This is a genomic window from Sedimentitalea sp. (assembly GCF_039973035.1).
Classification (GTDB): domain Bacteria; phylum Pseudomonadota; class Alphaproteobacteria; order Rhodobacterales; family Rhodobacteraceae; genus Sedimentitalea.
Window position 1 is genome coordinate 270,847 of record NZ_JBDWLR010000060.1, and the last position, 20,071, is coordinate 290,917.

The 20,071-nt window shown below is 59.8% G+C and carries 21 protein-coding genes and 1 pseudogene; 8 read left to right on the top strand and 14 right to left on the bottom strand.

The features are described from left to right. Positions 1-13: 13 nt before the first annotated feature. The gene (locus ABJO75_RS15700; RefSeq protein ID WP_348134479.1) at positions 14-628 is read right to left on the bottom strand and encodes an RraA family protein; all 615 of its coding nucleotides are present in this window, start codon (positions 626-628) and stop codon (positions 14-16) included. Positions 629-734: 106 nt separating this feature from the next. After that, a complete protein-coding gene (locus tag ABJO75_RS15705) occupies positions 735-1,079 on the bottom strand; it encodes a RidA family protein (protein WP_348134481.1) in 345 nt (114 codons plus the stop codon). A gap of 170 nt (positions 1,080-1,249) precedes the next feature. Between ABJO75_RS15705 and ABJO75_RS15710 the strand changes: the two genes are divergently transcribed. After that, positions 1,250-2,182, top strand: a complete 933-nt coding sequence (locus ABJO75_RS15710; protein ID WP_348134482.1) for a LysR family transcriptional regulator — start codon at positions 1,250-1,252, stop codon at positions 2,180-2,182. A gap of 55 nt (positions 2,183-2,237) precedes the next feature. On the opposite strand, the gene ABJO75_RS15715 is transcribed toward ABJO75_RS15710, so the two are convergent. The 5 genes from ABJO75_RS15715 to ABJO75_RS15735 are packed head-to-tail and all read right to left on the bottom strand — an operon-like array spanning position 2,238 to position 6,623. After that, the gene (locus ABJO75_RS15715; RefSeq protein ID WP_348134484.1) at positions 2,238-3,482 is read right to left on the bottom strand and encodes a Zn-dependent hydrolase; all 1,245 of its coding nucleotides are present in this window, start codon (positions 3,480-3,482) and stop codon (positions 2,238-2,240) included. 30 nt (positions 3,483-3,512) lie between these two features. After that, positions 3,513-4,796, bottom strand: a complete 1,284-nt coding sequence (locus ABJO75_RS15720) for a TRAP transporter large permease (RefSeq protein ID WP_348134486.1) — start codon at positions 4,794-4,796, stop codon at positions 3,513-3,515. Then, the gene (locus tag ABJO75_RS15725) at positions 4,793-5,266 is read right to left on the bottom strand and encodes a TRAP transporter small permease (RefSeq protein ID WP_348134487.1); all 474 of its coding nucleotides are present in this window, start codon (positions 5,264-5,266) and stop codon (positions 4,793-4,795) included. The genes ABJO75_RS15720 and ABJO75_RS15725 overlap by 4 nt, the downstream gene beginning before the upstream one ends. Continuing rightward, a complete protein-coding gene (locus ABJO75_RS15730; RefSeq protein WP_348134489.1) occupies positions 5,263-5,637 on the bottom strand; it encodes a cupin domain-containing protein in 375 nt (124 codons plus the stop codon). The genes ABJO75_RS15725 and ABJO75_RS15730 overlap by 4 nt, the downstream gene beginning before the upstream one ends. Then, entirely contained in the window at positions 5,634-6,623 is a 990-nt protein-coding gene (locus ABJO75_RS15735) for a DctP family TRAP transporter solute-binding subunit (protein WP_348134491.1), read from the bottom strand. The genes ABJO75_RS15730 and ABJO75_RS15735 overlap by 4 nt, the downstream gene beginning before the upstream one ends. Positions 6,624-7,014: 391 nt before the next feature. On the opposite strand from ABJO75_RS15735, the gene ABJO75_RS15740 reads away from it, so the two are divergent. Next, entirely contained in the window at positions 7,015-7,677 is a 663-nt protein-coding gene (locus ABJO75_RS15740) for an SDR family NAD(P)-dependent oxidoreductase (RefSeq protein WP_348134493.1), read from the top strand. A gap of 12 nt (positions 7,678-7,689) precedes the next feature. On the opposite strand, the gene ABJO75_RS15745 is transcribed toward ABJO75_RS15740, so the two are convergent. Further along, positions 7,690-8,085: an alpha-hydroxy acid oxidase gene (locus ABJO75_RS15745; RefSeq protein WP_348134495.1), complete on the bottom strand. Its 396-nt coding sequence runs from the start codon at positions 8,083-8,085 to the stop codon at positions 7,690-7,692. Positions 8,086-8,208: 123 nt separating this feature from the next. Between ABJO75_RS15745 and ABJO75_RS15750 the strand changes: the two are divergent. The 6 genes and pseudogenes from ABJO75_RS15750 to ABJO75_RS15775 all read left to right on the top strand — a co-directional run. Further along, a pseudogene (locus ABJO75_RS15750) lies at positions 8,209-8,444 on the top strand (IS3 family transposase); the annotation flags it as partial. A 13-nt stretch (positions 8,445-8,457) separates the two neighbouring features. Beyond that, entirely contained in the window at positions 8,458-8,889 is a 432-nt protein-coding gene (locus ABJO75_RS15755) for a LysR substrate-binding domain-containing protein (protein WP_348134497.1), read from the top strand. Positions 8,890-9,245: 356 nt separating this feature from the next. Beyond that, entirely contained in the window at positions 9,246-9,425 is a 180-nt protein-coding gene (locus ABJO75_RS15760; protein ID WP_348134499.1) for a Rieske 2Fe-2S domain-containing protein, read from the top strand. 359 nt (positions 9,426-9,784) lie between these two features. Beyond that, positions 9,785-10,003 (top strand): hypothetical protein, encoded by a 219-nt coding sequence (locus tag ABJO75_RS15765; RefSeq protein ID WP_348134501.1) that lies wholly within the window; start codon positions 9,785-9,787, stop codon positions 10,001-10,003. A gap of 79 nt (positions 10,004-10,082) precedes the next feature. Next, the gene (locus ABJO75_RS15770; RefSeq protein WP_348134503.1) at positions 10,083-10,952 is read left to right on the top strand and encodes a CoA ester lyase; all 870 of its coding nucleotides are present in this window, start codon (positions 10,083-10,085) and stop codon (positions 10,950-10,952) included. Positions 10,953-11,094: 142 nt separating this feature from the next. Continuing rightward, positions 11,095-12,627, top strand: a complete 1,533-nt coding sequence (locus tag ABJO75_RS15775; RefSeq protein ID WP_348134505.1) for a sulfatase — start codon at positions 11,095-11,097, stop codon at positions 12,625-12,627. Here ABJO75_RS15775 and ABJO75_RS15780 read toward each other — a convergent pair. Genes ABJO75_RS15780 through ABJO75_RS15805 form a run of 6 tightly spaced genes read right to left on the bottom strand, consistent with a single transcriptional unit; the run spans position 12,624 to position 20,066 of the window. Beyond that, a complete protein-coding gene (locus tag ABJO75_RS15780) occupies positions 12,624-13,574 on the bottom strand; it encodes a formylglycine-generating enzyme family protein (RefSeq protein ID WP_348134507.1) in 951 nt (316 codons plus the stop codon). The genes ABJO75_RS15775 and ABJO75_RS15780 overlap by 4 nt on opposite strands. Then, on the bottom strand, positions 13,567-14,544 hold the full coding sequence (locus tag ABJO75_RS15785) for a sugar-binding domain-containing protein (protein ID WP_348134509.1): 978 nt from the start codon (positions 14,542-14,544) through the stop codon (positions 13,567-13,569). The genes ABJO75_RS15780 and ABJO75_RS15785 overlap by 8 nt, the downstream gene beginning before the upstream one ends. A gap of 2 nt (positions 14,545-14,546) precedes the next feature. Beyond that, positions 14,547-15,212, bottom strand: coding sequence for a class II aldolase/adducin family protein (locus ABJO75_RS15790; protein WP_348134511.1), 666 nt, complete (start codon positions 15,210-15,212; stop codon positions 14,547-14,549). Next, complete coding sequence (locus tag ABJO75_RS15795) at positions 15,212-16,273, bottom strand: zinc-binding dehydrogenase (RefSeq protein ID WP_348134513.1); 1,062 nt, start codon at positions 16,271-16,273, stop codon at positions 15,212-15,214. The genes ABJO75_RS15790 and ABJO75_RS15795 overlap by 1 nt, the downstream gene beginning before the upstream one ends. After that, entirely contained in the window at positions 16,270-17,781 is a 1,512-nt protein-coding gene (locus ABJO75_RS15800; RefSeq protein WP_348134515.1) for an FGGY family carbohydrate kinase, read from the bottom strand. Before ABJO75_RS15800 ends, ABJO75_RS15795 begins: the two co-directional genes overlap by 4 nt. An 11-nt stretch (positions 17,782-17,792) precedes the next feature. Continuing rightward, on the bottom strand, positions 17,793-20,066 hold the full coding sequence (locus ABJO75_RS15805) for a molybdopterin-dependent oxidoreductase (protein ID WP_348134517.1): 2,274 nt from the start codon (positions 20,064-20,066) through the stop codon (positions 17,793-17,795). Positions 20,067-20,071: the final 5 nt, after the last annotated feature.

Here is a 20,071-nt window from a genome sequence, read left to right on the forward strand (position 1 = left end):
CGATCTTCCGGTTCTACGCGGGCTGTTTGTTTGCACGAGTGATTTCGGCCAGTGTCTCGCCTGCCCTCAGACGTTCGAGGATGACAAGCTCGTCCTCCTGCATCCGGCGGGCACGGTCGATGTGGGCTTGGGCCTCGGACGGGTCGAGCACGACGACCCCGCTCTCATCGGCCAGCACCAAGTCGCCGGGGTGCACAGCAACGCCGCCGCAATGGATGGTGACATTGATATCGCCGCCGATCCCGCGCGGCTTAGTGGTGATGGGCGACCGGCCCCGGCACCAGACTGGAAATCCGGCATCGGTGATCGCAGAGCGGTCGGTGACAAAACCGTCAATCACCGCACCAGCGACACCGCGCGCTTGAGCGGCGCAGGTCGTAACCGCGCCCCAGCAGGCATGGCGCAGGTCGCCGCATCGATCCACGACAATCACCTGCCCCGGCTCGGCGGCTGACAAGGCATCAACCAGCGCCGCGCCGTCATCGCCCTGCATCCGCAGGGTCAGTGCGGGGCCGAAAATCCGGCGGTCCGGCAGCAACGCCTGCAGCGATGGCGCCATGAACCCTGTTTCCAGAAAATGTCCAAGCGTTGCCGTTTCGACGTCTGATAGATCGTTCTGAGATTTCATGCCCTGTCCTGACGCTGGGTGAATTCCCAAAAGAAGACGTCGCGGAGGGGGCTGGGTCAAATAGGCGGGGGTTATGGCAACCATAACCCCCAGCCGTTGGGGTCGATCAGATCGCCGCGGTGACGATGAACTCCACCTTGTATTCGGGCGTGGCGAGTTTTGCCTCGCCACAGGCGCGCGCCGCCGGGTTGGACGGGTCGATCCAGGCGTCGTAAACCGCGTTCATTCCCTGAAAGTCAGCCATGTCCGCCAGCCAGATAATGACCTGCAACAGCTTGGATTTACTGCTGCCTGCCTCTTCGAGCAGACGGTCGATGGATGCGAGGCAATCCTTGGTCTGGGTGGCCACATCGGCACCGGCGGTACCGACCTGCCCGGCCAGATAGACAGTGTTGTTGTGAATGACGACCTGGCTCATGCGGGGGCCGGGGTGCAGACGGGTTATGCTCATGGTTTTCGCTCTCCGATTAAAAGTTTGGCAAGCTTAACGAAACCCGCACAATCCGCACAGGCAGAAATCATAGCCAAAGAGCATGGCAAACATAGAACTGTACTATGCTATGGTTGCTGCCTAAATAGGCAATCCAATCCGCAACCGATCCCAAAGACGAGCTACTGCCAATGGAGTCACTCCCGCAATCGGACCTGAACTGGAACTTGCTGCGCATGTTCTACATGATTGCCAAGGAACAAAGCATCACCAAGGCTGCAAAACGGTTGGGCCTGAGCCAACCCTCGGTGAGCAACGCCTTGCAGAAACTCGAAGCTCAGCTTGATTGCCAACTGGTGTTTCGCGACAGTCGCCATTTCGAACTGACGACGCGGGGCGACAAGATTTTTCAGGAATGCCGCGACATTTTTCACAGCGCCGAACGGATCTCGTTGCTGGTGCGCGATTCCGAAGAAGAAGAACGCGGGCAGGTTCGCTACAAGATCATCTCCAACCTCGTTTCGCCGTTTCTGGACGAATTGCTCCGCCTCTATCATCAGCGCCACCCTTCGGTGGTGTTTCAAAGCGAGGTTCAGAATAGCCAGACCATCGTGCGCTCGATCCAGCAAGGCAAGGTGCCTCTGGGCTTCTGCCTTTTGACAAAGCCCCTCGTCAACCTGCCCTCGGTTCGCCTCTTTCGCGAAGAATTCTGTGTGTTTTGCGGTGCCGAGCATCCGCTTTTCGGGCGGGAAACCGTTGAGCTGCGTGATCTGCAACGTGAACCGTTCATCTCGTTCGCCTGCGCCACCGAAGGCATGGGTCTGGAGCCGATGTCGGTGTTGCGCGAAGGAACACGGCTAGGAAACCGGATCAATGGGCTGAGTACCAATATCGAAGAAGTCAGGCGGATGATCGTGGCCGGATTTGGCATCGGCATCCTGCCGGTTCTTACCGCTCAGGATGATATCCGGAGGGGTGATTTGTGGCCGCTCAAGATCACCGACGAGACGATCGGCGCGGATGTCTATCTGGTCCATGCCCCGTTAGAGACTCTCTCTCCATCAGAGCACAAGTTTGTTGCGATGGCGCAGGAATTGCTCGCGCTTTATCCCGATATGTCCTGAGACCAACAAACAGTTAAAGATGGCGGCCCGCGTTGCGGCGGACCTGCCATCTCATTTACCGGTCGGCCCGTGCCACCACGGCATGCAAGAGAATATTCAGGCCAGCCACGAAATCCGCCGGCTCACAGCTTTCTTCATTGTTGTGCGTGATACCGTTCTTGCAAGGCGCAAAGATCATCGCCGTCGGGCAATGGGTGGCGAGGAAATAGGCATCGTGCCCTGCTTGGCTCTGAATATCTCGCCAGTTGAAATCCATCCGGATCGCCTGATCGCGGATACCGTCGATCATCTCGTGATCAAAGATATCGCCGCCCCATTCCCATTCATCCTCGATCACCGCTTCGCAGCCACAGCGCGCAGCCGATTCAAAGAGCGCGCGGCGCATCTTTTCCGCCATCGCGCGGGTGGTGATCGGATCGGGGTGGCGCACATCACAGACGGCTTCGGCCGTATCCGACAGGATGCCCGGCTTGTTAGGCCACGCGGTCAACCGCGCCGCCGTCGCCTTGCCGTCATGCACCGCGAAATCCCAACCGATGTCATCCACCGCCGTCAGCCAACGCGCACCCGCCGCCAACGCATTCTTGCGAAGGTCCATCGGTGTCGGCCCGGTATGCGAGGTCTGGCCTTTGAACGACGCACGCATCCCGCGCACCGGGTAGCCGCCGGTGACAACGCCGACCTGACGGTTTTCCGCGTCCAGAATCGGCCCCTGCTCGATATGTAATTCGAAATAGGCGTCGATCTCGCCTGCCTTGCACTCCCGTGCGCCCTTGTATCCGATGCGGTCCAGTTCGTCCCCAAACCGCGCGCCATCATCGCCGATCAGGTCATGCACCCAATCGATGTCATACTTGCCAACAAAACAGCCCGAGGCGACCATCGGCGGCGAAAATCGTGCGCCCTCCTCGTTTGTCCAGTCGACGACGATAATGGGTCGCTTGGTGACATGGCCAAGGTCATTCAGGGTCCGGATCACTTCCAGTCCCGATAGAACCCCGGCGATGCCGTCAAAACGCCCGCCATTGATCTGGGTATCAAGGTGGCTGCCAATGAGGATCGGCGGCAGATCATTGTCGGTGCCATCGCGGCGGCCAAAGATATTGCCCGCTGCGTCCACTTCGACGGTCAGACCGGCCTCTTCACACCATCTGCGAAAGAGGTTGCGCATGGTGCGGTCATCATCACTCAGCGTCAGGCGCGACAGGCCGCCGGGACGGCCAACGCCGATTTCGGCAGAGGCCTCGATGGTGGACCAGAATCGATCAAGATCGACGCGGGTATCGGGTGTCATGGACATGGGAAACCTTCTTTCTTTCGCAAGGCGGGATCAGAACAGGATCGCCGGGAGTTCGGTGATCAAAGCGGGGAACAGGACCAGCAACAGCAACACGCCGATCATCACACCGAGGAACGGCACGAGATATTTGAACGATGCGCTGAGCGGGATTTGCCCGACACGGCAAGCGGCCATCAGGTCGATGCCCAATGGCGGCGTGTTGGCCCCGATGGCGAGGTTGATCGTCAGCAGGATGCCGAAATAGACGGGATCAATGCCATAGTGGGTCAGGATCGGCAAAAAGACCGGCGCGAGGATCAGAATGATTGCGATGCTTTCCATAAAGGTGCCGAGGATCAGCAGGATCGCCATCATCATCAACAGCGCCACGGTGCCGCTTTCGGTAGCCTGTGTGATTCCAGAGACCGCCATCTGCGGCACCTGCTCGGCAGCGAGAATCCAGCCAAATACCGATGCCGAGGCGATGACCAGAAGGATCACCCCCGTCATCTCGGTGGTTTCACGTAAAAGGCGAAAGAGTGTGGAGAGCGAAAGCGCACGATAGACAAAAACCCCGATGAAGAGCGCATAGGCAACGCCAATCCCGGCGGCCTCGGTCGGGGTAAAGAAACCCAGCCGGATGCCGCCCACGATGATGATCGGCGCCAGCATTGCAAGGATTGAGCCCTTGGCCGCGCGACCAAGTTCGCCCCACGAGAAAGGCTCGCCCCCCTGCCAGCCATTGCGGCGCGAAATGCACCACGCAACGAGCATCAGCCCGAGGCCTAAAAGCACGCCGGGAATGATAGCCGCGACGAAAAGCTGGCCGATGGAGCTGTTCGTGGCGGTGCCATAGACGATCAGCACGATCGACGGTGGAATGACAGTGCCCAGAGACCCGGCGCACCCCAGTGCCGAGGCGCTGAATCCGGGCGCATAACCCTGATCTTTCATCGCGGGCAGCATCATGGTGCCGATGGCAACCACATCGGCGACGCCCGAACCGGACAGCGACCCGAACATCATGCAGGCGATGATCATGACCATGGCCAGACCGCCGGTGCGCCGCCCAATCAGCGCCGAACACAACGCGATGATCCGGGGCGCGAGGCCACCATGCACCATCAACAGCCCGGCCAGTAGGAACAATGGGATGGCCAGCAGCGTAAAGCTGTTGATCCCGGCCACGGCACGTTGCGCAACGACGATCATCGGCGCTGCATCGGCAATCAGCAGGTAGAACATCGACGACAGGCCAAGCGCTACTGCGATAGGTGCATCAAGCAACACCAACACGACAAAGGCCACAAGAAGCAAGGCAAGGGCGACGCTCATGTACGGCCCCCTTTCAGGATCATACCCAGCAATGCGAGGCCACAACACACTGGCAAGCACAGGTAGAAAAGACCGACCGGCAACGACAATGCCGTGGTCTGATGTGACCATGTGATCCCTGTCAGCCGTGCGCCGGTGACGATAAAGACGGCGAGAAAGACAAAGCTCGCCAGCCAAGCCAGAACCGCCAGCGCCTTACGTATCATCGGCGGCATCTTGATCAGATCGAGCAGGCCCGCGCGAAAATGACTGCCACGCACAAAGCCCGAGATGGCACCCACGAATGTCAGCCAGACCAGCGCCAGCCGGGGCAGTTCCTCAGCCCAGCGGGGCGTCGAGGAAAACAGGTAGCGCGAGATCACCACATAGACGACCATCGCGGCAAACCCCGCCACCAGCGCCGCGCCGATCCAGCGTGCGGCGCGGTCGACAAATGTCGCCGCGCGCAGCGAACTGACCGCGAGGCTCATGGTTTCGTAATCCCTTGGGGCCCGCGACACAGCATGCATTCGTCGCAATAGGCGGCAACGACGACCCATTCGTCCGAGATCACCTCGACCGTATGATCCAGCCCCGGCGGCAGACGCATGGCTGTGCCTTCGGTCATGTGGTATTCCTCGCCCCCTGCCCGCAGGATCGCCTCGCCTTTCAGCGTCAGGGTCACCTCGTCGCGCGGATGGCAATGAGCCACGGATTTCGCGCCCTTTTTCCCGGTGGTCACGGACAGCTTGATAAAGCCTTCGCCGCGTTGCGCGGGTGAAAACAGCACTTTCTGGGTGAAGTCGTAGAGTTGCACCGGTTCCACCGATGCAACTTCTACTTTTTCCGGTCTCAGGATCATTTGCGATAGGCATTCAGAATGGTCAGAAGTTCTTCGCCATAGACATCCTTCTGGCTCTCCCAGATCGGTGCGACGGCCTCGATAAAGGCGGCCTTGTCCACTTCGTTGAACTCCATGCCGTTCGCTTCCAACTGGGCAATCAGCTCTGCATTGGCGGCAGCCACCATGTCGCGCTGTTTCAGACCCCACGACGTGGCGGCTTCGGAAATGATGGCCTGATCTTCGGGCGGAATCTTGTCCCAGACAGATTTCGACATGGTCAGCGTCGCAGCCCCCCAGATATGCTCGGACAGCGACACATATTTCTGCACTTCAAAGAAGGACGCCGAATAGATGATCGCCAGCGGGTTTTCCTGCGCATCAAAGAGGCCCTGCTGCAAGGCAGAATAAAGCTCGCCAAACGACAGCGGTGCAGGCTCGGCTCCCAGACCTTCGAACGTGGCAAGACGCACCTTGTCCGGCGTAACACGGATTTTCAAACCGGCCAGATCGGCAGGCTTTTCAATCGGCCGCACATTGTTGGTGATATTGCGGAACCCGTTTTCCCACCAGCCCAGAACCTTGATGCCCTTGGCATTCAGCATTTCGGCCAGCGCGACGCCCAGATCACCGTCAAGTGCGGCAAATGCCTGATCCCGTGCACCCCAAGCATATGGCATCTCGATGATGCCCATGCGCGGCTCGATCCCCTGAAACGATCCCGACCCGATCAACCCGGCCTGAACGGACCCGAACTGCAATCCTTCGATCACTTCCTTTTCGCTGCCCAGCTGACCCGATGGGAAAACTTCGATCTCAACGCGGCCGTCGGTTGCGGCGTTCACTTCATCGGCAAAACCGGTGGCGGCGATGTGCCAGCTGTGGCCCTCGGGCAGGACATGCCCCAGACGGACCGATACATCGGCCGCCAGTGCCGCGACTGGCACAAAGGCCGAAAGACAGGCCGCCAGCAGGCCGCTCTGGATCAGGTTGGTGTATGACGTCATGCTTGGTTCTCCTGTGGAACTTCAGTTGCCGCACAGGAGATACCGATCACAGTTTTCGCGCAAATAGGTGCGGGCTATGACTGGAACAGCTTTTGCGAATACCCTTTGCTCGAGGATAAGGAACCGACTTCCTTGGCGGGCAGCCAATGAAACACGCAGGAGTCGCGATGGTTATTCTTTTGAATGAGAATCATAATACAATGCATTGATATTAGATCATTATTTCAAATGTCTTCCTGAAGATGTTCGAACAGATCGATCGTGGAATCGGCCTGTCTAAACCTTACGGATAACAGCGGACCATCCGCGGTCCACACCATCGTGACGGCTCACCGCGTTTTCTTTCATCGGGCAAGCCCTATGTCTGCAGGAGATAGAAGGAGAGCATTACATGCAAAGGGCGCTTGTCATCGGCGCGTGGGGCGGAATCGGCTCAGCGATCGCAGACCAGCTCGCCGCGCGAGGCGCTGATGTAACAGGGCTGTCGCGCAAACACGACGGGCTCGATGTGACCGATATGACCTCGGTTGACCGAGTCCTCGGGGCACAGACTGGCCCGTTTGATCTGATATTCGTTGCGACCGGTATCCTTGCGCCAAATGGGGCCAGCCCGGAGAAATCGCTTGATCAGATCGATGGCGCGCAGATGGCCGAAATTATGGCTGTGAACTGCATCGGGCCGGCGCTCATCCTGCGGCATGCGCCCAGGCTCTTGCCGCGCAAAGGTCGCGCGGTTGTGGCGATGCTCAGCGCGCGCGTCGGATCAATCGGCGACAACAGGCTGGGTGGCTGGTATGCCTATCGCGCCTCAAAAGCCGCCGCCAACCAGATCCTGCGCACTGCAGCGATCGAAATTGGCCGCAGCCACCGGGACGCCGCTGTCGTCGCGCTGCATCCCGGTACGGTCGCGACCCGCTTTACCCGCAACTACCCTGCGCACAGCAAGGTCGAACCCGAGGTCGCCGCCGAAAACCTGTTGCGCGTGATCGATGACATCGGCCCTGCGCAGTCGGGCCGGTTCTTCGACTGGGCGGGCAAGGAGGTGCCGTGGTAAGTGAACGCGCGGTCAGGCTTGGAAAACATCGGTCGCATCCACCTTTGCCACGTCGGTTCTCCCAGAGAGACCCATGGTTGTCCTGAGTTCTTTTTCCAGAATTTCCAACAGGGTCGATACACCGTTTTCACCCATCGCACCAAGGGCATAGACCATCGCGCGTCCAAGCATCGTACCCAATGCCCCCAGTGCCAGTGCGCGAAAGATGTCCTGACCACTACGCACACCACTATCCATCACGATCTGGACCCGGTCGCCGACCGCATCGACGATCTTTGGCAGATAGGCGATAGAACTTGACGCGCCGTCCTGTTGGCGGCCTCCGTGGTTGGACACAATAATACCGTCCACGCCAAGATTGGCAGCGATCTGCGCGTCCTGGACATCCATGACGCCTTTCAGGATCAAGGGGCCGTCTCACTCCTTGCGGAAAGTTTCGATATCCGCCCAGGTGAGCGACGGATCAAGCTGTTCGGTAGCCCAGGTCAGCAGGCTGTTCATGTTGTCGACAGTTGTGCAATCCCGCTCGAGTGGTCCAATAACTTCATGGAAGCAGGCAAGCGGCGTCTTGCGGGCGATACGGCCCACGCCGCGAACACTGACGAGGTGACGGGTCTGCGCTCCGAAGCCTGCGATCTGAAGGAAGTGGTTGCGGAACAGCCTCTTGAACCCCGTTTGGTTAAGAAAAATATGTTCGACGGTGGGGGCGATCCCGTATGAGATATGCCGCATCTGAGAAGCTTGAGATCATCCTGCTGGTTGAAGAGGATTTCTTTTTTGATGGGACCACCGGACCTTGTATCACCAACGTCGACTGTCGCCTTTCACACTAATTGCGATCGGCCTCTGGCCTTGCCCCGTTCCGGCCACGACATGTGTCGACGCGTTGAAGAAGTGGCGCGAAATGCCGCGACAATGCTGAACGCCAAATATGAAGCCGAAAATATCAATCTGCTGGATGCGTTGATCGGGGCTGGGCTGGCCTGCGGGATTCAACCCATTTCCTACTGGTTGGGACAGATCGCATCCGCCAAGCTGGTGACGCAGAAAATCATCTCTCCGACCATCTCCAGAGTGCATTCGCTCTGCTGGCTGCCTGACATCGTGCTGTCACCAGCAACCGAGGCGATCCGAGATATCATCCTCGCCGAGGTGGCCATGATGATATCGGGAGGTAAGCTGTCGGGCCGACAGCCCCGCCTGATCGACTAGAGCAGTTGACGAGCATTAATAGCGTTTTCACGGCTGGCATCCGCGCCTTCATAGAAAAACGCGGCGTCCGATTTCGGCGTCGCGGCGGCACCGGAAAAGACTTCATCTGCCAAGCATTTTCGGGGCGCGGCGGGGACCTGCTAGACATTAAACGGCTATGACCTGCTTGGTGCCTTTGACACGTTTTAACTGAAATTCGCCAAGCGGTATGCCAATACCAAAGAAACCGCTAAGCAGGCCTTTGCCGATCATGCAGCAGACGTGTGCCGGGACCTTTCCTGATGCCGATCACAGTTAAAAGTTGAAACCGCAAGAGGCAGAGCGCTTTGCGGCGCCCCTCGCCAGAGGAGGATGGCATGGACGAAAACGAACCAATCCAAGACAATGGACCCCACAATATGTGGTGGGTCGCCGAGCACAGCCGTAAAGTCACGGATAAACCGCTGGCCCGCTGGATTCTGGAAATGCCAGTGGTGTTTTATCGGCTCTCCGATGGCACGCTCGCTGCGCTTCATGACCGTTGTCCGCATCGCTAGGCGCCCCTATCCGAAGGCCACGTAGATGGGTACAAAATCGTCTGCGCCTATCCCGGGATGGAGTTCAACACCGAAGGGCTGCGTACCAGGTCTCCGACCCAGCACATCAAACCCAAACGCGCTGAAATACCGTCATAGGCCGTGCGCGAAGCGGCGGCATGGGCCTGCCTCAAGATAAACCGATCAAACAGAAACAGAAGGGTCGGATGCCCAGTCTGGCGATTACATTCACGGACTGATGTGTGCACGTTCCGGCGCCCGAACCGAGCCGGCGTTAGGATTTAGTCATGCGCGGTTCCCATAACGTGACGCCGGCGCAGAGGGGCTGGACGCACTATTTCTGAGGGGCCGCCTTTGATGTGCCGGAAACCAACGATGATGTGGCGCAGAAGACCAAGGCCAGAATCATCGAAGCCTTGGGCAAGGACAAGCACCTTCTCGAAAGAATGCAAAAGCAGATTGCCGCGGACCCGCGCGGTCTCGATTTCCTAGAAGTCACCCTTGACTCCGACGGGACAGGCATCCTTGTCCACCAGACCCTGAACAAGAAACGTGCAACAGAAGGCCGAAAGCTGTGACGAGGGCCGCTTGACCGTTTGACTGCGCCGCCACCAACGGCGAAGCATGTCCCTGCAATCTCTACAGGAGCCAATCTTGATGACCGAGCGCCCACCACGGCCACGCCGCAGCTTTATCTTTACACCGGGTCTGCGGCCCGACATGTACCCCAAGGCACTCGCCTGTGGCACCGATATCGTCTGTATCGAACTGGAAGACGGTATTGCCCCCAAAGACAAGGCCGAGGCGCGCGAAAAGGCGTTGGCGCTGTTTGCCCAGCCACAGGCCGACGATGGTATAGAGCGGATCGTGCGGATCAACTCGATGCGGGAACGCTTTGGCATTGAGGATGTTCAGGCTGTGCTGGCGACATTGACACCGCCCCCTGCCCTGATGATGCCAAAGGTGCGGACCCCTGACGAGGTGGTGATGCTCGACCAGTTGCTGACCGAGGCGGGGCACGCCACCCGCCTGCACGTGATCATCGAAACCAACGCCGGACTGGAGGCCGCATTCGATATCGCCAACTGTTCTGACCGCATCGACGCGATGTTCTTTGGTGGTGTCGATATGGCCGCCGAACTGCGCTGTCAGAATGCTTGGGAGCCGCTGTTATACGCCCGGTCCCGCGTGGTTCACGCCGCAGCCAGCGCCGGGCTGGACGTGATCGATGTTCCCTATCTCGATCTGCAAGACCCCGATGGCATGCGGGTCGCCGCCGAACAGGCCCGCGATCTAGGTTTCGCAGGAAAAGGCGCGGTACATCCAAAACAGATCGCCGCCCTGAATGACGTGTTCTCGCCGTCAGAGGAACAGATTGCCCGCGCCCGTCGTATCATCTCTGAGTTCGAAGCTGCCGATACCGGGCTGGTCGTGATCGACGGCAAACTCATCGAAAAGCCGGTCTTGCGCGACATGCACCGGATTGTTGCAATCGCCGACAGCATGGCAGGTGCCGCCAGAACCTAGGAGATTCTGCGCAGACATCCCGTTTTCAGGTGAAACCGCTCGCCGCGCTCTATCATTACAAATGACATAGTTATTGACACTTGTAAGGTCCAGTGATGGCCCTTATAGTGCCGGTGGATCAATTTTTCGAAGGGGTGCTGCCATGAATATCATTCTCGTGCTGGTCGACAGTCTGACGCGCAATTGCCTGCGTGCCTATGATCCCTCCAGCCCCTGCGAGACACCCAATATCGACCGGTTCGCACAGCGCGCGTCGATTTTTGACAACCATTTCGTCGGCAGCCTGCCCTGCATGCCGGCGCGCCGCGAACTTATTGCCGGGCGCAAGGAATTCATGTGGCGCCCCTGGGGCTCGCTTGAAGTGTTCGATCCGCGCCTGCCGGCAGAGGTGCGCAAAGGCGGGCATCACACGCATGTCGTGACCGATCACTACCATTACTGGGAAGAAGAGGCGAACGGCTATATCCAGAGCTATGACACCACCGAGATGATCCGTGGCTACGAAGTCGATCGCTGGCAGGCACAGGACCCGACCGAGGACAAGCCCGACTGGGTCAAGAACGTCGAAAAGTTTCGCGCGCCCGAGCACATCGGCCAGTATTATGCCAACACCAAGGATTTTAACGGCGAAGAGGATTACTTTTCAGCCAAGACATTCGGCGGCGCCTGCGACTGGCTGGACCGCAATGCTGGCAAGGGCGAGTTCTTTTTGCATGTCGAAACCTTTGACGTGCATGAACCGTTCCACATCCCCGAGCCTTACGAGAGCATGTATGCCGAAGGCGCGACCAAGAACGAATTCAACGTCTGGCCGCCCTACCAAGTCTATAACGACCTTGAAAACTTCATGGATCAGACCACGCCCGAGGAACTGAAATTCCTACGCTCGCAATTCATGGGCAAGGTCACGATGATGGACAAGTGGTTTGGAACGCTGCTTGACAAGCTTGACGAGAAAGGGTTGTGGGACGACACGATGGTCATCCTGACCACCGATCACGGTCACGACATGGGCGAGCGCCGCGCCTTTGGCAAACAGCACCCGCATTTTGACAGCCATGCCAACATTCCGTTGATGGTCTGGCACCCGCAGAACCCCGGCAACGGCAAGCGACTGTCGGGGCTGACCCAGACGGTCGACCTGTTTGCCACGATCATCGAGGCGGCAGGGGTCGAGGTAACGGATGCCAACCGGCACAGCCGATCACTCTTGCCGATGATCGTCGAGGATGCGCCTTCACCACGCGATGCCGTGCTCTATGGCACATTCGGTCAAGGGATTTGCGCCACCGACGGGACATGGACCGTGATGAAAGCGCCCGATCCCGACCAGCCGCTCTTCCTCTATTCGACGGCGATCTTTCGGCCGCTCATCGTTGACAACCCCGTGGACGGGCGGCTGGCCAAAGCCCCGAACAAACCGGTTGACCAAGGCTATTTTGACCCTTCGGTCGATCTGCCGATGTGGCAGATCCCGATCAAGATCGATCCCCGGACCGAGAAGAATTTTCTATTCAACCGCGCCGATGACCCGGAGCAAGCCGACAATCTGTGGGACACGGCACCGGATCAGCGCCAGCGGATGCTGGACCTCGTCTGTCAACTGATGGAGGACGAAGGCTGCCCACCCGAGCAGTATGACCGGTTGGGCCTGAAAGAAGCGGTCCCGGCCTAAGCGTCCCAGACCACGCGAAACCCGGTATGTGTCGTGGTGCTGTCAGGTGAATTTCCCGTCCGCGCCGCGATCCGGTAGCGAAAGCAATAGCTCTTGTGGCAAAGGAACGAGCCGCCTTTGGCGAGCTTGTAGCCCTTCATCGACGCCTGACGCGCCTTGGCCTGACGCCGCAGGGACCGGATGCGAAACGGGTCCGAGGTCCATTCCCAGACATTACCGACCAAATTGTAGAGGCCATAGCCATTCGGGGCAAAGGATTGCGCGGGTGCAGTCGTCAGATAGCCATCACGGCCAAGGTTGTTTTCCGGAAAGCGTCCCTGCCAGATGTTGCAGGGGAAATGCGCGGTGTCGTCAGGTTCTTTGTCGCCCCAGGGAAACGGCACATCGCCCAGACCGCCGCGTGCCGCATGTTCCCACTCGGCCTCGGTCGGGAGACGACCACCGACCCAATCGGCGTAGGCGCGGGCGTCGTTCCAACTGACCTGCACCACGGGATGATCCGGAAACCAGACTTGCTCCGCCGTTCGCGGCCCATTGATATCGCGCCAGTTGGCTCCGTGGAGCCGCCGCCACCATTCGACACCGACAACGCCTTGGGTGGGGCCGACATCCTCGGCGACCTGCGCCCAAAACACGAATGACCAACCAAACCGTTCCGCTTCGGTTACATAGCCGGTGGCCGCAACGAAATCGGCGAATTGCGCGTTGGTGACAGAGGTGATGCCAATCCGGAACGGGGAAATCGTGCGGCGGCGTAACGGGCCCTCGGCGTCATCCAGTAAGATCGGGTGATCGGTGCCAATCAGGGCCTTGCCGCCCGGTACCTCAACCGAGGGCGGACGCGCGCCCGATCCACGGGTCACAGCCGCCACATTCGGCAGGGCCGGCCGATCAGCAGCCGGTGTGCAACAGCCTGCCTTGACCGGCACTTCAGCGCCGTCAGACATCCAGCAATGCAAGCGCCAATGGCTTGTCCACCACCAGATGCGTGGCCAACCCGCCATGGATGCAGGCCAGCGTGGCATCGGCGCGATCCGTTCCACAGACCACGAGGAGCTTTTTGCGGGCGCTTTTAAGATCGGCAACATCGGCTGCGATCAACCTGTCCTGAGGTGGCAGATCTATCTGCGCCCCGTCCGCCGAAAGATAGCGGCAACACAGGATGCCCACCGCACCCGCCGCAACCGCATCTGCCAGAGCCTCTTCAGACGTCATGCCCGCCGCGACCAGATGGGTTTGCGAGGTCACGTTGCCAACGGAATAGATCGCCATATCCAGCGATTTCAGCCGCTCCATCTGCATCTGAATAGTGGGTTCGGCACAGAGTTGCCGCGCCAGTTCGACGCTTGATATCAACCCCGGCACATGCAGCGTGAAACACTGCGCGCCGAGTTTGTTGGCGATCTGGATGGTACAGTTTTCCGATGCGGGCACCCGCTCTGAGATCATCGAACCGATCAGCTGACAAACCTCGACATCAGGCACGGCATTGCGGGGCATGGCATCGGCCACGGCCATTATGGTTTCACCCCAGGCAACCCCCAGCCGGTCACCCGGTTCAACGACATCAAGCACCGCCATCGCGGCCACCCGTGCAAGTTGTTCCAGACTTTGGGCGCGCGACATGCGCACGGTTTCAGACGCTGGCTGCGCCACATAGACATCTTCGAGCGAGAATTTTTCACGCAATTCGCGCGCAAGGTTTGAGCCGGTCAGAAAGTGGCCGTCAACCCGTATCTCCACCACCCCCAATTCGCGGCTTTCGCGCAGCATGTTGACGATGGTGGCGCGGCTGACCTTCATCCGCTTGGCGATCTCGCCCTGAGTCAGACCCTCGCCATAGTAGAGCAGCGCCACGTTTGACAGTAGCGCCTCCTTTTCACCCGAACTGCGTTGCGGAGCGGTTGTCTTGTTCATGTTCAAGCATTTACCTGCTTTGCTCCCGCTTGACCATAGTTCCGGCGGAACCACGCATAGCATCGATCAATCTCTTCCTGTGGCAGCTCTTCGACCGGGCCGCGCAGCATCGCGAGATGCGTGGTCATGGCAGCTTCTTCAAGGTACATCGCGACCGATGTGGCCTCGGTCGCCGACTTGCCCATCGTAAAGACGCCATGCGCCTTGACCAGCGCCGCCATACCGCCCTCTGCCGCTTCGAGTATGGCCTTACCGGTATCGGCCTCGCCGGGCGTGGCGTAACGTGAACAGGGCACGTCACGTCCGAGCATATGGGTGATCGGGGTCATCACCGCCGGGATCCGCTCGCCCCGCGCCGCAAAGCTCGACGCATAAGGTGAATGGGTGTGGCACATGCCGCCCACGTCGTCGCGGTTTCGATACACGTAGAGGTGAATGCCGGTATCGACAGAAGGCTTCATGGCCCCGTCAATCACATTGCCTTCCAGATCGACGACAACCATCGTGTCGGGCGTCAGCTTGTCAAATTTCACACCCGACGGTTTGATCACCACAAGCCCGGTTTCCGGATCACGCCCGGATACATTGCCACCCGATCCGACAACCAGCCCATTGCGCGGCAATTCGTGGTTCTGTTCGCAGACCTCTTGCTTTAGCGCGTCCAGCATCACGCTGCCTCCTGCTTTTCATCATTTATTCCATGAGGGTACACGACGATCTTCAAGCTTTTCTCCGCCTCGACCAGCATTCTAAACGCTTCTGGTGTGTCGGCGATATCAAAGCGATGCGAGATGGCCTGCTCCGCCTTGATCCGCCCCGCCTCAAGCAGGCGGATATAGCTGTAGGTGTCGGTATGATCCGAGGAGTAGCGCGAGGTGACGGTGATCTGATCGAAATAGGCGGCATTACCGTCGCGGACCCATTGTTCCCCCGGCGGCATCGGCGCGCCGAGATGCAAACACCCACCAGCCTCGACCAGCGACAGCGCCTGATCCCAAGCCGGGGCAAATGGTGCGATGACGATGACCGTATCGGCCAGCCGTCCATTGTTGAGCGCGCGCATGGCCTGCACTGCATCTTCGGCTTTGGGATTGATCGTATGGGTTGCGCCGAATTCGCGAGCCTTGGCCAGACGCCAGTCCGAAAAATCCAGCGCCACGACCTTGCCCGCCCCAAAGAGCGGCGCGAGATGAACAAACCCCTGCCCCATGAACCCGGCCCCGACCACGGCGACCGTATCGCCGGGTTGGATGTTGCAGACCTTCAGCCCCGACAGCACACAGGACCAGGGTTCGATGGTCACGGCGGCCTCGGTGGAAATGCTCTCGGGCAGCTTGTGGGCGTCCATTGCCAGATGCTGGGCCGTCACACGGTAGTAGTCACAGACGCCACCGGGGTCGAGCTTCATCGACTTGTAGAACGGATCGCGGGTGAAATGGCCGCGGCGCGACAGGTGCGAATTGACCCGTCCGACATGGTGATTGACAAAGAGACGGTCGCCGATCTTGTAGTCTGTTACCCCTGCCCCGATCTCGACGACCTCGCCCACGGGTTCATGGCCCAGCACCTTTGGTTCGGTCTTGTACCACGCCATGGTTTCGCCGCCGCACAGACCACAGGCGAGCGTCTTGAGCAGCAGCTCGCCGGGGCCGATCTCGGGGACAGGGCGTTCTTCGATGCGAATGTCGTCGATCGCATATTGAACGGCGGTGGTCATCATGTTGGTCATGTCTTGGTCTCCCGCAAGGTATTGAGTTCGGCCTGCAAGGCACGGTGATAGCGCGATATGACAGCGTATCTGGCGTAGACCGGGCCATAGGCGGCGTGATTTTGGGGTGTGTAGCTCTGTAGTCGTTCGTCGCGGCGGGCCAGCGTCACCGCTTCGCCCAGCCCGGCAGCCGATGCACCAAGTGCCGCAGCCCCCCAAAGCCCGTGATCCGAGGCTTGGCTGACCAGCACCGGCTGGCCCACCACGTCGGCGATGATTTGGCACCAGACCGGGTTTTTCGATCCGCCGCCTGTCAGCTGGACCGATGACGTGGGCAGGCCGGTTTCCTCTTCAAAGCAATGTCGCAGGCTAAGCGCCGCGCCCTCCATCACCGCCCGGCCCATGTCTCCGGTCGACGTGGTCGAGGACAGACCGTGAAAGGCCCCGCGCAGATTGGGTGCCACGAAAGGTGCGCGTTCACCGTTGAGATAGGGCAGAAAGGTCACCCCATTGGCCCCCGGCGGAACCGTTTCGACCAGCGCGTTCATCCGCCCCGCGATTTCACCGGTAGAGGCCCCACCAAGGCTTTGCGGATGAAGTGCTGCGAACCAGTCAAAGGCCGCAGCCCCGGTTGTCGGGGCGAGAACGCGAATGGTCACCGGGGCCGTCGGGTGCAGACAGCTTGCACCGACGGGCGCATCGGCAGGTTGGATTTGATCGGTCAGAATGTTCACGACCGCAGTGGTGCCCATGATCATCATGGTCTCACCCGCGCGGTGAAGGCCCATGCCGACGATCATCGCCGACAGATCCAGCGTGCCGACCGATACCGTCAACCCCGCAGGCAGGCTGGTCGCGGTCGCCGCGGCATCCGTGATCTGCCCCAGCACACTATCCGCAGCGCGTGGTGCCAACAATTTGCCCGCTAGATCACCACACTCCAGCGCCTCAATCTGCGCGGGAGCGTACCGACGGTTTGCAATATCGAGAAAGGGGATCGTGGCGTCCGAAAAATCAGTCGCCATCTCGCCGGTCAGGTTCAACCCGATCCAATCGACACAGGTCAGGATATGGCCGGTGTTCGCGGCCATCTCGGGGCGGTTTTTGCGCACCCAACGCCACAGCATGCCGGATGTTCCAGACCACAGCGAGGTGTTGCAGCCACGCCCGATCACCGCTGTCGCATCAGTTGCCTTAAGCGCGTCGAGATCATCCGCTGTTCGCGTGTCATTCCAGAGCATCGCAGGCCCAGCCGGTGCGCCCTTTGCCGTGACACACCACAGACCATCGCCTTGCGCCGCAATTCCAAGTGCCTCGATCTCTGCCCCGCCACATTGTGCCACGAGGTCCGAAAGGACCGTGACCACAGTCTGCCAGACCTGATCCATATCCTGTTCCGTGCCGCCGCCCGAAACCTGTGTGATCTTGCTCGGCGCTTCGGCCAATGCAACTTGCCGACCATCCGGCGTATAGGCGGCGGCCTTGACTGCCGTGGTACCCACATCCAGCCCCAACCATAGCTTTTCCATGTCCACCTCCTTCAAACTGTATCTCCATCGGTGATGTGCGGAGGTCGATCGACACTCAACGGTGGCGGCGGCGCGGTCCATTTTTCGATTCTGACCAGCGCCGTATGGGCACAGTTTCCCTGGCTGAGTTCCGAACACCCCTTGTCGAGCGTCAAAACATTGGGATTGCCATGCACCTCCAGTTGCGCACCATCCACGACCTGCGGGTCAAACCACGCGCCGGTGGCCAGTGAAACACAATCACGTCGCAATTTGGGATCCATCCGCAAACCGGCCAAACAGGCCCCCCGCGCATTCCAGAGGCGTAGAACGTCACCCTCAGCCAAGCCGAACCTCGCCGCTGTATCGGGATGCAGACGGGCCGGTTCCCGGCCCGCAATCTTGTCCGATTGCGCCTCGTTGCCCCGATCGTTCTGGGAATGCAGGCGCGTGTCAGGTTGACCGGAAATCAGGTGCAATTCGCCCTCGTCCGCGCCGATCAATGTTTCGACAGGCTCCAGCCAACGGGGCTGACCCGGACAATCCGCCAGATCAAAGCCCGCGATGGTCTTGTTTGTTAGCGTGATCTTACCGCTTTCGGTGTTCAATGGATGCGTCACGGGATCCGCGACAAAACTCTCCAACGCGACCTTTTCCTCAAAGACATCAGGCACATCAAACCGGCCCTCCGTCCGGAAACGCTCAAATTCAGGCAGGGCGAAACCGTTCTCCTGCGCGACACCCTGCGCGCGCGCCCAGAGATGGCGCAACCAACCCTTGACTTCGCGGCCCTCGGTAAACGCGTCTTCGACGCCAAAATGTTTGGAAAGGCGGCGGAAAATCTCGTGATCATCAAGCGCCTGCCCCATCGGCGCGTGCATCTGTGACATGTAGAACAAACTTGGGTCGCGGCGGTTGACCATCAGGTCATCGCGCTCAAACGGCGTGGTCGCGGGCAGTACGATATCCGCGTGGCGGGCGGTTGCGGTCCAGGAATGGTCCTGCACGATTACCGTCTCGGGCCGGATCCACGCCTTGCGGAGCCGGTTGAGATCCTGATGATGGTGAAACGGGTTGCCGCCACACCAGTAGACAAGTCTAATATCTGGATAGTGCCGCGTTTCCCCGTTGAACCGATAGGGCTGACCGGGGTTGAGCAGCATGTCGGCGATCCGCGCCACCGGAATGGCATCGTTGATCGGGTTCGTTCCCTGAGACACCGATGGCCAGCCGATCCAGCGCTGCGGGCGACCCACCGGCGTGGTCGAGCCATAGCCAAAGCCGAACCCGGTGCCGGGCTGCCCAATTTGGCCGAGGATGCAGGCAAGACCCAACGCCGCCCAGATCACCTGCTCGCCGTGATCGCCGCGCTGAAGACCCCAGTTCACCGTCACCATGCTGCGGCTCTCGCACAGCGCAAGGGCCAGCGCCCGGATATCGTCCGCCGGAATGTCACAGATTGGCGATGCCCATTCGGCGGACTTTATCACGGCATCCGTTTCACCCATCAGATAGGCGTGCCATTCGGGCCAGCCGCTGGTGCGACTGGTCAGAAAATCCTCGTCAGCGCGACCGGCGATGATCACTTCGTGCGAGAGTGCCAGCAACAGCGCCGTGTCGGTGCCCGGTCGGATCGAAAGCCATTCGGCGTCCGGCAGATCGCTTGCGCGTGGAGATACATTCACGATCCGCCCGCCGCGCTGGCGTAGGAGATCAAGTGGTGCTCTGATGTCGTGGCGGGTCACGCCGGATGCGGAAATCTGTGCCGTTCTCTCGGAAATGCCGCCAAACGCCAGCAGCAGATCGCAGTGCTTGCCAACAAGGCTGAGGCTCGTCATCGCGTCGAACATGCCGCGGTTGGTCAGGCCAAGGATATGCGGAAACAGCACCTCGGCAGCAGCGTGGGAATAGGTTTCATGCGCACCGACAAAGCCGCCGACGAGATTGAGGAACCGCCTCAGCTGGCTTTGTGCGTGGTGAAAGCGCCCCGCACTTGCCCAGCCGTAGGACCCGGCAAAAATCGCCTCATTGCCATGGGCCTTGCGAACACAACGTATCTCGCGGGCAACCAGCGCTGTGGCCTCGTCCCAAGTCAGTTCACGGTACCCATCCCGTCCGCGCCCTGCCCCGCTATCACCGTCAAGCCATCCTTCGCGCACCATTGGTGCAAGGATACGGCTGTTTGGATCGCGTGCCGCAGCAAGCCAACCACGCCCGATGCGTGAAGGGCGCGGATCATCCGCGACAGGGCGAATGTCGTCGCCTTCGATCCGATAGGCACCCCAATGCGCTGCGGTGTACTTCATCTTTA